This window comes from Ignavibacterium sp. (assembly GCF_025998815.1).
Lineage (GTDB): Bacteria > Bacteroidota > Ignavibacteria > Ignavibacteriales > Ignavibacteriaceae > Ignavibacterium.
The window spans coordinates 2,017,721-2,029,812 of sequence record NZ_AP026678.1 but is presented as its reverse complement, the minus strand read 5'-3'; the positions used below and the strand labels follow the sequence as shown (position 1 = coordinate 2,029,812).

The following is a 12,092-nucleotide window of genomic DNA, read 5'->3' as shown; positions in this document are numbered from 1 at the left end:
ATTCCTTAAACAGTTACTTCTGATTTACCGTTTTTAATCCAGTCATATCCTTTTTCTTCGAGCTCTAATGCAAGTTCTTTTCCTCCGGATTTAACAATCTTACCCTTGTAAAGAACATGAACAAAATCAGGAACAATGTAGTTAAGTAATCTCTGATAGTGAGTTACAACTATAATCGCATTCTCCTTCGAACGAAGTTTATTTACTCCATTTGCAACAATTCTTAATGCGTCAATATCCAAACCCGAATCTGTTTCATCAAGGATTGCGAGCTTCGGATTTAATACTGCCATCTGGAAAATTTCATTCCGTTTTTTCTCTCCACCGGAAAATCCTTCGTTAACAGATCTGCTTAAAAATTTTTGATCGAGTTCAACGAGTTTGCTTTTCTCTTTAAGTAATTCTAAAAACTCCATCGCATCAAGTTCTTCTTCACCACGGTATTTTCTTATTTCGTTTACTGCGGTCTTCAAAAGATTCGTATTACTTACACCCGGAATTTCAACCGGATACTGAAATGCAAGAAACACTCCTTCTCTTGCTCTGTCTTCCGGTGAAAGTTCAAGCAAGTTCTTTCCGTTATACCAGATTTCACCTTCAGTTACCTCATATTCTTCTTTTCCTGCGAGTACTGATGCAAGAGTTGATTTACCAGAACCATTTGGACCCATAATCGCATGAACTTCACCAGCATCGACTTTAAGGTCAATTCCTTTTAAGATTTCATTGCCATCAATGCTTGCGTGTAAATTTTTTATTTCTAATAACATTTTTTCTCCTTATTTATTTTCAAACTTGTCAAGCTGAACTCGTTTCAGCTTATAATTTATTTCCAGAGATCCCGAAACAAGTTCGGGATGAAAAACACTCTCTATCCTACACTACCTTCTAAACTTATGCTTAATAATTTCTGAGCTTCTACTGCAAATTCCATTGGAAGCTCTGCAAGAACTTCTTTTACATAACCATTCACAATCAGATTAACAGCATCTTCAGTAGATATTCCTCTTTGATTAAGATAGAATATCTGATCTTCACCAATTTTTGAAGTAGTTGCTTCGTGCTCGACTTGAGCAGAAGAATTGTTAATCTCTAAATACGGGAAAGTGTGAGCTCCGCATTTATCACCAATTAAAAGAGAATCACATTGTGAAAAGTTTCTGGCATTTTCTGCCTTCTTTGTAATCTTGACCAATCCGCGATAACTATTATTACTTCTTCCGGCAGAAATTCCCTTTGATACAATTGTGCTTTTGGTGTTCTTTCCAATATGAATCATCTTTGTGCCGGTATCAGCTTGCTGATAGTTATTGGTAACAGCAACCGAATAAAATTCACCAATCGAGTTATCTCCCTGAAGAATACAGCTTGGATATTTCCAGGTAATTGCAGAACCGGTTTCAACTTGTGTCCAGGAAATTTTTGAATTAACACCACGACAAGCTCCTCGCTTCGTAACGAAATTATATATTCCACCTTTACCTTCTTTATCTCCAGGATACCAATTCTGAACCGTTGAATATTTTATGGTTGCATTATCAAGAGCAATCAACTCAACAACTGCAGCGTGCAATTGATTTTCATCCCTCATCGGAGCGGTACAACCTTCAAGGTAACTTACATAAGCTCCTTCGTCAGCAATTATCAAGGTTCTTTCAAACTGTCCGGTTTCAGATGCATTGATTCTGAAGTAAGTAGAAAGCTCCATCGGACAACGAACTCCCTTTGGAACATAAACAAATGAACCATCGCTGAATACTGCTGAGTTAAGTGTTGCATAGAAATTATCTGTATAAGGAACAACACTACCTAAATATTTTTTAACAAGTTCAGGATGTTCTTTTATTGCTTCGGACATTGAGCAGAAAATAATTCCAAGTTCTTTTAGCTTATCTTTGAAAGTTGTTGCAACAGAAACGGAGTCAAAGACCGCATCAACTGCAACGCCAGCCAGCATCATCTGTTCTTCTAAAGGAATACCGAGTTTGTTATAAGTCTCACGGATAGCAGGATCAACTTCATCCAAAGAATTGTATTTAGGTTTTTTCTTTGGTGCTGAATAGTATGAAATATCCTGATAATCAATCGGAGGATATTTCACATTAGGCCATCTCGGTTCTTCCATAGTTAACCAATGTCGAAAAGCTTTCAGGCGCCATTCAGTCATCCATTCGGGTTCCTCTTTTTTAGCTGAAATCTGTTTTATAATATCCTCATTCAGCCCTTTTGGAAGTCGGTCTTCCTCAACTTCTGTTACAAATCCATATTTATATTCTTTATTGGCAAGTTCTTCTATTTTTTGAGTTTCTGTTGTACTCATATTTTCTCCTTAGAAGGAATCATTATTAATTGTGTTTCAAAGCTACTTAATCTGTACAAATTTGTCAAGATTCATTGACATAAACCACAAATTTGATTTCCAAGTTCAAAATTCATTTAAATTGTTTTTATTCGCTTATTCGGTTAATTTTGGACAAAAATTAAACAGAATTAGACTTGAACGAACAAAACGAAAATAAGGCAGATAATCAACAGGGTGAAGGTTCTAATAAACCTTCATCAACCTGGAGAAAAAGTCGCAAGAGATTTTACCCAAGAAAAACTTTTACCTCTGCGGCTTCGAAAGGTCAGACTGAAGGAGCACCTAAAACTTCATTTAAGAAAATATCTTTGGTTATACCACTTTTTAATGAAGAAGAATCGCTTGTTCCTTTGGCAAATGAGATTCGGAAAGCATTAAAACCACTTAACACCCAATACGAAGTAATTCTTGTTGATGATGGTAGTACGGATAATTCTTTAAATGTTATTAAAGAAATTGTAAGAACAGATAAGAGATTTAAATATATCAGCTTCAGAAAAAATTATGGAAAATCAGCTGCACTTCAAATTGGTTTTAAAGCTGCCAGCGGGGATGCAGTGATTACTCTTGATGCTGATTTACAGGATGATCCGCACGAGATACCAAACCTTCTTAAAAAATTAGATGAAGGATTTGATTTGTGTTCCGGTTGGAAGAAACAAAGGTTTGATCCGTTTATTAAAAAATACTCTTCCAGATTTTTCAATTTTGTCACAAGATTGATGAGCGGAATTAAAATTCATGATTTCAATTGTGGATTAAAAGCATATCGTAAAGAAGTTGTTGAGAATATCAGAGTTTATGGTGAGCTTCACAGATATATGCCTGTACTAGCAAACTGGCAGGGCTTTTCAGTAACAGAAATTCCGGTAAAACACCATCCAAGAAGATACGGCAAAACTAAGTTTGGTATTTCAAGATTCTTTAAAGGGTTTATTGACCTGATAACAGTTATGTTTGCAACCAGATACATTAAAAGGCCAATGCATTTCTTCGGATTTTTCGGTGCGCTTTCTTTTCTGATTGGTTTTATTGTTAATGCTTATTTAACTATTGAATGGATTAGTGGTAAACCATTGAGTAATCGTCCAATGTTGTTCCTTGGAATGCTTATGATTATTGTTGGCGTTCAGTTCTTTTCAGTTGGATTGCTTGGCGAGATGATTGTCCACAACACTGAGAGCGAAAGAGAATATATAATCAAAGACCAAAATGTTTAATCAAAATTATTTTCCTGCCTGAAATGCACTACGATCCTATCAAAAATGTATTTGCATCTGTAATCAGAAAGATTCCTTTTTTAAGAGTAGTTTTTTATAAAATTCTTGACCTGATGTTTCTGCGCTCCTGGTATGTGAGAAGAGAGTTAAAACAATTACGAAAAAATTTTAGAGATAAGAAAATAAAAATACTTGATGCCGGAACAGGATATGGGCAATATGCATACTTTATGGCAAAACATCTCTCGCCTTGTGAAATTAAAGCTGTGGATATAAAAGAAGATTGGATTATTGATTGCAAAGAATTTTTTAAACAAAGAAAAGTTGAAAATGTTGAATTCGGAATTGAAAACCTTACTAAGATTAATTATAAAAATGAATTTGATTTAATAGTTTGTGTTGATGTAATGGAACATATTCCCGACGATGTAAAAGTATTTAAGAACTTTTATACTGCATTGAATGAGAATGGTTACTTGCTGATAAATACCCCTTCAATTTTTGGTGGGAGCGATGTTCACGAAGAAGATGAAGAAAGCTTTATTGGCGAACATGCAAGAGTTGGATATTCAAAAGAAGAGTTGGAATCAAAACTTCATCCGATAGGTTTCAGTACATATAAATCCAGATACACTTATGGCTTTTGGGGAGATAAAGCGTGGCGATTGGGAATAAAATATCCGATGATTTTATTAAACTTAAGTAAGTTATTTTTTATCGTGCTTCCTTTTTACTATTTAATTACTTTCCCGTTCACACTTATAATGATGTATTTAGATTTCACAAACCAGAATAAACTTGGCTCGGGAATTAATTTTATCGCAAAGAAATAAATAATCACGGAGTTTAGATGACCAAACAAAAAAAATCCACCAGAGAAACTAAATCTCAATCAGAAAGTTTTTTGGCAAAATTTAATCTGAACGAAATTATCCCGCAGAAACATCACCCTTGGATAGTTTTATTAGTAATACTTATTCTTTTTCTGATTTTTCTGAATCCACTTTACTTTGGAAATAAGACTTTTCAATCTGGTGATATTGTTGTTATTGAAAGCATGAAATCATACCTTGAAAAAGATAGAGATGGTTATACTTTATGGAATCCTTATATTTTTACAGGAATGCCAGCTTATGCACTTGCCACAGGTTTCAAATGGTTTAATTTGATTTGGTTATCGCTCGAAATGGTCCATAAAATTTTTATGCTTCCCTTTAGTAATGATTATGTTCGCTGGACACTTTATTTAATCATACTAGCATATACGAGTTTTTTCTTTTTTTACAACAAAACAAAGAATACCTTACTTAGTCTCTTTGTAGGAATTGCAACTTCCTTCAGCACCGGTTTAATAGTATTTCTTTACATCGGTCATGTTACAAAATTAACTTCATTGGCTTTTTATCCGGTTATCTTTCTTATTCTTTATAAGTTTCAAAGAGAAATTAAGGTTAGAGACTTCTTTTTACTTGTAATAATCTTGAATATGTTTTTACTTGGTTGGCATGTGCAGATTATCTTTTATACTTTGTTCGCAATAGGAATCTATTTTCTTTATTTCTTTATATACTCATTAAAGAAAAAGGATGGTCATCTCAGAACTCAAATTCTGAAATCTGCTTTTGTGTTTTTCTTTGCTGGAATAATAGCGGTTACAATTCAATCCGACAATCTAACCCAGGTTTTTGAATATACTCCATATTCAACCCGTGGGACTGAAAGTCTTCTTGAAAAAGAAGCTCCTAAAACAGAAAAAAGTGAATCTGATTATTACAACTATCACACAGAATGGTCATTTTCACCTGAAGAAGTTCTTACATTTTTTGTCCCCTCTTATTATGGATTTGGAAATTCTAAGTATAAAGGTCCACTAACCAATAATCAGGAAGTTGAGGTAAATACTTATTTCGGTCAAATGCTTTTTGTTGATGTTGCAATGTATATGGGTGTATTAGTTTTTCTTCTTGGTTTGTATGCAATGATTGCTCTCAGAAAAGATCCTTTCGTTCAGTTTCTAACAATATTAACATTAATCTCGCTTCTTATTTCATTTGGAAAAAACTTCCCTTTGCTTTTCGATTTGATGTTTTATTACTTCCCATACTTCAACAAGTTTCGTGTGCCTTCGATGATACTTGTGCTTGTTCAGTTGAGTATGCCGGTTTTAGCCGGATTGGGACTTATGAAATTAATTTCACTCCGCGAGGAGAAAAATGAAAAGATAAAAACCATCATCCGTAATATTTCACTCGCAGTATCCGGAATTTTTATTCTTGTTCTTCTATTGAATGCTCCTATATCAAACTGGTTTATTGGTAGAGTTAATGATTATGCTGCATCAATTCAGCAAAGCAAACCTCAGCTTGCACAGCAATATCAGGTTTTAGCTGATTACACTGCGCAAATGTTTACAACTGATTTGACCTTTGCATTTTTGTTCATTGCAATAGGTGTCTGGAGTATCTACCTCTACATAAATAAAAAATTTAGTGCTGATGTTTTGGTGGGAGTTTTTATCATTCTTACAATAGTTGATTTATGGCGAATTGATTCAAGAGGAGCCAAGTACACTGATAATCCTGATATAAAAAGTTTGTTTACAAAACCAGATTATATTTCTTTTATCGAACAGCAGAATGAAAAAGAACCTTTCAGAATTTTCAATTTAAAGCAAGATGGTTCAATTGGTTCATTCAGTAACAACGCAAATTTTCACGCATATTTTTTAATCGAAGATTTTTATGGTTACTCTGGTATCAAACCAAGAGCATATCAGGACTATATGGATGTTGTTGGACCAGCTAATCCTGCTTTGTGGAATATGCTTAATGTTAAATATATAATTGCTAATCAGCCAATTGGATTGCCCGGATTAAAACCGGTATATAATTCAGCAAATACAGTTGTAATGTTGAATGAAAATTATTTGCCACGAATGTTTTTCATAAATAAAATTGACAAGCTATCTGCCCTTGAATATCTGAACAAAATAAAGTCCGGGGAACTAGATCCGACTAAGGTTGCAATTGTTGAAAATGAAAATTTGAGTGTTGATGCGATTGATTCGACTGCATCAATAAAATTATTAAAATATGATGAAGCTTTAATAGAAGCAGAAGTTAATGCTTCGGGAAACAATTTTATTTTCATTGGTAATAGTTATCATCCTGGTTGGAAAGCTTACATAAACGGAACAAAAACAGAAGTCTATAAAGCAAATCACGGTTATCTTGGGATTGTGGTTCCTAAAGGTAAGAATAAACTAAAGATTGAATACGCACCTGAAAGCTTTTTCATTTCCAGAAACATAGCATTAGTATTAAGCTCTCTTGTGATTTTGGGATTGTTTATTTTAATTGGTAAAGAATATTTCACAAAGATTAAAAAAGAAAAATAATACAAATGAAAAATCTTAAGTTAATTCTTATAAGAAGATTTCAAAAAGCAGAAAAGCATTTTGAAGCATTAACCGATTATAAGAATTCAATCGACCAAATTTTGACTTCAAAAAATATTTTTGCTGTCGATATCTTCAATAACCTAAGTGTAACTGAAAAAGCTTTGCTGGATGCTTACTTAAAAAGATTTTCTTCTCTCCAGGATTTTCTTGGAGCAAAAATATTTCCACTTGTTTTCGAACTAGCTGGTTTTCCATCAACAAAAATGAGTGAAGTCATTTCTAATGCAGAGAAAGAAGGAATAATAGATTCAATAAGTGATTGGATAGAACTCAGACAAATCAGAAATGAACTGGAACATGAATATCCTGATGAGCTAGTTGAGGCATTGAATGATTTGGAATTTTGTGTAAATAGTTATTCGAAGATTTCTAAATACTTTCAGAATGTTAAAAATTATTCTGAAAAGCTGTTAAAATGAGATTGTCAAAAAAAATTCTTGTGGAAATCTTAGATGAATTGACAAAGAATTTTCCCGATTCTGAATTTTATCTTTTTGGTAGTCAGACTGATAAAATAAAAAAGGGAGGAGATGTTGATTTGGCCATCAAATCTAATCTATCAAAAATTGATTTTGAGAATAAGAAAAATTTATTCCTCTTTAAAATGGAAGAAAAATTTCCTGAGCTTGAGTTTGATATAATCAATCTTAATGAACCTCTTGATGATCTTTTTTACAAAGAAATCGAACAAACCAAAATACTGATCAATCAATTAACAAAGTCTGCAGATATATAGAATTAAAATTTTAAATAATTTTTCATTGAGCGATAATAATATAAATACCAGGATTAACTTCGGTTCTGAAACTTTTAAAAGATATTTTGCAAACACCAGCTGGATGTTTGCAGAAAAAATTTTCAGAACTTTAATTGCATTTTTTGTCGGAATTTATGTGGCACGATATCTTGGTCCCGGTGAGTTCGGACTTCTCAACTATGCGATAAGCTTTGCTGGTTTATTTACTTCATTTGCAAACCTTGGTATGGATAGCATTGTTGTTCGCGAATTAGTCAAATCACCAGAACGAAGAGATGAAATACTTGGTACAGTTTTCAGGTTAAGATTAATTGGTTCCTTCGTTACCATTACACTCGTCTCATTAACTGCTTTCCTTGCCAACGAATCATCTTTCAACCTTATGTTGATTGTGATTATTTCTTCGGCAACAATTTTTCAGTCATTGGGAGTTGTCGAACAATTTTTTCAATCAAGAGTTGAAGCAAAGTATAATGTTATTGCTCAGTCAAGCTCTTTTTTCATTTCTGCGGTCTTAAAAGTATTACTAGTAGTTTTTAATCAACCATTGCTTTATTTCGCAATTGTTCAAACACTCGAATCAGTCTTCCTTGCAATAGGTTATTACTTTGTTTATAAAAAGAATAAATTTTCTTTTGCCAAATGGAGATTTGCGAAAACAGCAGCCATTGAATTATTTAAAGATTCCTGGCCATTAGTTCTTTCAGGAGTTGTAATTGCTATCTATATGAAGATTGATCAGGTAATGATTAAAAATTTCATGTCGGCAAAAGATGTTGGATATTATGCTGCGGCAGTAAAACTTTGTGAAGCCTGGTATTTTGTTCCTATGGCAATAAGTACATCAGTGTTTCCCGCAATTGTAAATGCAAAACAAACAAGTGAAAAACTTTATTTAAGTCGTTTGCAAAAACTCTATGATTTTCTGGCTGCAATTTCGATTGCTATAGCAATTCCCGTTACACTTTTATCAGATTTTATTATTCATATTTTATTTGGTCCGGCATACAAACCTGCAGCTACGGTATTGACTATTTATATTTGGGCAGGAGTAGCAACATTTCTTGGAGTTGCAAGCAGTCAATATCTTATTAGCGAAAATTTGACAAAACTTTCTTTTTATAGAACTTTGATAGGAATGATTGTAAATGTAATTATGAACTGGTTTTTAATTCCATTGTACGGAATAAACGGAGCAGCAATTGCAACATTGGTATCGTATTCAGTTGCAGTTTTTTCAATCTATTTTGATAAAAAATCAAGGCATCAATTTTTTATGATGTTTAAATCTGTTCTTATGATTAACTCATTCAAATTTCTAAAAAATTACCTTGTAAAAAATGGAGCTTAAAAATTTACTACCAGAAAAAATTTACAGACAAATGATTGATTTATATAATGAATCTATTTCTGGTTATAGAAATTTATCTTATTCGCAAGAAGGGGAAGACTTAATTCTCCGTAGAATTTTTGAAGAAAAGGATAAAGGATTTTATGTTGATGTCGGAGCACATCATCCTAAGAGATTTTCAAATACATATTTGTTCTACAAAATGGGTTGGAGAGGAATAAATATTGAACCCAGACCCGGGAGTAAAAAATTATTTGATAAAATGAGAAAATATGATATCAACATTGAAGCAGCTATTTCAGATGTTCCTACAAAGTTAACTTATTTTATTTTTGATGAACCTGCGTTAAACAGTTTTGATAAAGATTTAAGTATTCAAAGATCTAATGAAACTAAGTATAAGATTATAAAAGAGGTTACATTAGATACAATTCGTTTATCAGATATACTTAACAAATATCTTGATTCTAAACAGAAGATAGATTTTTTATCAATCGATACTGAAGGATTTGACCTTTCAGTACTGAAATCGAATGATTGGGAAAAATATAAACCTTCGGTAATACTTTGCGAAGACGCAGAATTTGATTTTGCAAATCCGCAAAAATCCAGAGTTTTCAACTTTCTGGTTGAGAAAAATTATCAGCTCTTTGCGAAAACACCAAGCACATTAATTTTTAAGAATCGTGTAGTATGAAATCAGAAAGCCAGTTTTCAACTCCAATTCTTTTCATAATTTTCAACAGACCTGATACGACTCAAATTGTATTCAATAAATTAAAACAATTAAAACCTAAGAAATTATACATTTCAGCAGATGGTCCGAGAAAGAATAAAGATGGGGAAGCCGAAAAGTGTAAACTTACAAGAGAAATTATTAATCAGGTTGATTGGGAATGTGATGTCAAAAAACTTTTCAATGATGAAAACCTTGGATGTAAAAAAGCTGTTAGTAATGCAATAACATGGTTTTTTGAAAATGAAGATCAGGGAATTATTCTTGAAGATGATGTTGTTCCAGCTAAATCATTTTTTGATTTTTGTTCATCTTTACTTGCATACTATAAGGATGATTCTGATATAATGCACATAAGCGGAAATAATTTTTTTAGTGAAAGAATAGACATTCCATTCAGTTATTACTTCTCAATTTATCCTCACATTTGGGGTTGGGCTACCTGGCGTCGTGCTTGGAAATTATTTAATGCTCAGATACCTGACTTTCCGGAATATAAATCAAATAATTCAATAGACTCAATTTTAAAGGATAGGAGAGAAAAAAAATATTGGCTAAGAAAATTTGAACTTGTTTATAACAATCAGGTGGATACCTGGGACTATCAATGGCTTTATACAATTTGGAAAAATAAAGCTCTCTGTATCACACCAGTAAAAAATCTTGCTACAAACATTGGATTCCGGGATGATGCAACACACACTGTAAATAAAAATTCTAAATTGGCGGACATTCCGGTAGAAGAAATTAATAACATAGTCCATCCGGATAAAAAAATTATTTCGCAAAGTTTTGATAAAATCACTTTTCAAGAAATTCACTACCTTTCTTTGCTTGATAAAATTAAGATAAAGCTTGGTTTCTGAGATTATCTTGCTATTGATTTATATCTGAATTTGATTTAGGTTTTAGCAAAAGAAAGAGGTTAACATGAAAACCTTATATATTCTTACTATACTAATTCTTTTTATTCCTTCAGTAATACTTTCCCAATGGTCTCAACAAAATTCAGGAACAACAAAAAGATTGTTAAGTTGTTTTTTTATAAGTGAGAATGTTGGTTGGGCTGCTGGGGATCAGGGAACGATATTAAAGACAACTAATGGTGGCGCAGAGTGGGTTCCACAAATGGTTCCTTCTGATTATAATGTTCATTCAATTGTATTTGTTGATTCATTAAATGGTTTTGCTGTACTATACAAATTCTTAGGTTCAAACCGTCTATCTCAAATAATTAAGACCACAAATGGTGGAAATAACTGGAGTATTATAGGTCAGTATCTTGATTTTGTACTTATCAGCATTAGCTTTGCAGATGCCTACAACGGAATTGCCGTTGGCAGCGATGGTGTAATTTTAATTACTACTGATAAAGGAAACTCATGGTATTTTTATGATCCTCTCTTCGCTGCCTGGTATACTGCAACTTATTCAAAATCGAGTAACCTTTTCTGGGTTGGCGGGAATACATATGGATATATGCTTCGCACCACTGATTTGGGTTCGAGATGGTCCTATATAGCAATTCCGATTGAAGCACCAATAAACTCAATCTATTTTACTGATTTCTTCAATGGTTGGGCTTGCAGTGAATCTGGTAATATTATGAAAACCATTAATAGTGGACTTGATTGGGAAGTTCTTAATTTTAGTACTTCTAATGCTTTAAATGATCTTTACTTTTTTGATAAAGATAGAGGTTGGATAATTGGTTCGGGGGGAAAAATATTTTATACATCAAATTCCGGAAATAACTGGATTAACCAGTCAAATTATTCTAATGATTTTTATTGTATTCATATGGTTGATTCTTTGACGGGATGGATAGTAGGTAGTGGTGGAATGATACTTAAAACTACAAACGGTGGTGGTGGAGCCATTAGTGTTGAAAACCAATCCAAAGAGTTAAGGGATTATTACCTATTTCAAAATTATCCTAATCCATTCAACCCGGTTACTACAATAAGCTGGAATTCACCAAACTCTGGTAATGCTTTGTTGGAAATTTTTGATGTTCTTGGAAATAAAGTTGACGAAATATCTGTTGGTAGAATATCAAGTGGCTATAATGAAATTACTTATGATGCCAAAAATCTTTCAAGTGGAGTTTACTTTTATCAACTTTCGGCAAAAGATGATAAAAATAAAAGCAATTTCATTTCAAGAAAGAAGATGACTTTAATTAAATAAGTATAAAATAAATTAA

The 12,092-nt window shown here is 32.7% G+C and carries 11 protein-coding genes; 9 read left to right on the top strand and 2 right to left on the bottom strand.

The annotated features are described in order from the left end of the window. Positions 1 to 5: 5 nt before the first annotated feature. The gene (gene sufC / locus Q0X14_RS08770) at positions 6 to 770 is read right to left on the bottom strand and encodes a Fe-S cluster assembly ATPase SufC (protein WP_297837163.1); all 765 of its coding nucleotides are present in this window, start codon (positions 768 to 770) and stop codon (positions 6 to 8) included. A 101-nt stretch (positions 771 to 871) separates the two neighbouring features. Further along, positions 872 to 2,320, bottom strand: coding sequence for a Fe-S cluster assembly protein SufB (sufB, locus tag Q0X14_RS08765; protein ID WP_297837161.1), 1,449 nt, complete (start codon positions 2,318 to 2,320; stop codon positions 872 to 874). A gap of 176 nt (positions 2,321 to 2,496) precedes the next feature. Here sufB and Q0X14_RS08760 point away from each other — a divergent pair, with 176 nt between their 5' ends. The 9 genes from Q0X14_RS08760 (at position 2,497) to Q0X14_RS08720 (ending at position 12,076) form a co-directional block, all read left to right on the top strand. Continuing rightward, positions 2,497 to 3,582, top strand: a complete 1,086-nt coding sequence (locus Q0X14_RS08760; protein ID WP_297837158.1) for a glycosyltransferase family 2 protein — start codon at positions 2,497 to 2,499, stop codon at positions 3,580 to 3,582. Positions 3,583 to 3,605: 23 nt separating this feature from the next. Next, positions 3,606 to 4,415 (top strand): methyltransferase domain-containing protein, encoded by an 810-nt coding sequence (locus tag Q0X14_RS08755; protein WP_297837156.1) that lies wholly within the window; start codon positions 3,606 to 3,608, stop codon positions 4,413 to 4,415. A gap of 17 nt (positions 4,416 to 4,432) precedes the next feature. Continuing rightward, complete coding sequence (locus Q0X14_RS08750; protein WP_297837153.1) at positions 4,433 to 6,979, top strand: YfhO family protein; 2,547 nt, start codon at positions 4,433 to 4,435, stop codon at positions 6,977 to 6,979. 5 nt (positions 6,980 to 6,984) lie between these two features. After that, positions 6,985 to 7,461, top strand: a complete 477-nt coding sequence (locus Q0X14_RS08745; protein WP_297837150.1) for a hypothetical protein — start codon at positions 6,985 to 6,987, stop codon at positions 7,459 to 7,461. Beyond that, positions 7,458 to 7,778: a nucleotidyltransferase domain-containing protein gene (locus Q0X14_RS08740; protein WP_297837148.1), complete on the top strand. Its 321-nt coding sequence runs from the start codon at positions 7,458 to 7,460 to the stop codon at positions 7,776 to 7,778. Before Q0X14_RS08745 ends, Q0X14_RS08740 begins: the two co-directional genes overlap by 4 nt. A gap of 25 nt (positions 7,779 to 7,803) precedes the next feature. Continuing rightward, a complete protein-coding gene (locus tag Q0X14_RS08735) occupies positions 7,804 to 9,150 on the top strand; it encodes a flippase (RefSeq protein WP_297837146.1) in 1,347 nt (448 codons plus the stop codon). After that, the gene (locus tag Q0X14_RS08730; protein ID WP_297837143.1) at positions 9,140 to 9,847 is read left to right on the top strand and encodes an FkbM family methyltransferase; all 708 of its coding nucleotides are present in this window, start codon (positions 9,140 to 9,142) and stop codon (positions 9,845 to 9,847) included. The genes Q0X14_RS08735 and Q0X14_RS08730 overlap by 11 nt, the downstream gene beginning before the upstream one ends. After that, positions 9,844 to 10,752, top strand: a complete 909-nt coding sequence (locus Q0X14_RS08725) for a hypothetical protein (RefSeq protein ID WP_297837141.1) — start codon at positions 9,844 to 9,846, stop codon at positions 10,750 to 10,752. Before Q0X14_RS08730 ends, Q0X14_RS08725 begins: the two co-directional genes overlap by 4 nt. A gap of 64 nt (positions 10,753 to 10,816) precedes the next feature. Further along, positions 10,817 to 12,076 carry a YCF48-related protein gene (locus tag Q0X14_RS08720; protein ID WP_297837138.1) on the top strand — a complete coding sequence of 420 codons (1,260 nt, stop codon included), beginning with the start codon at positions 10,817 to 10,819 and terminating at the stop codon, positions 12,074 to 12,076. The last annotated feature ends 16 nt before the right edge of the window (positions 12,077 to 12,092 follow it).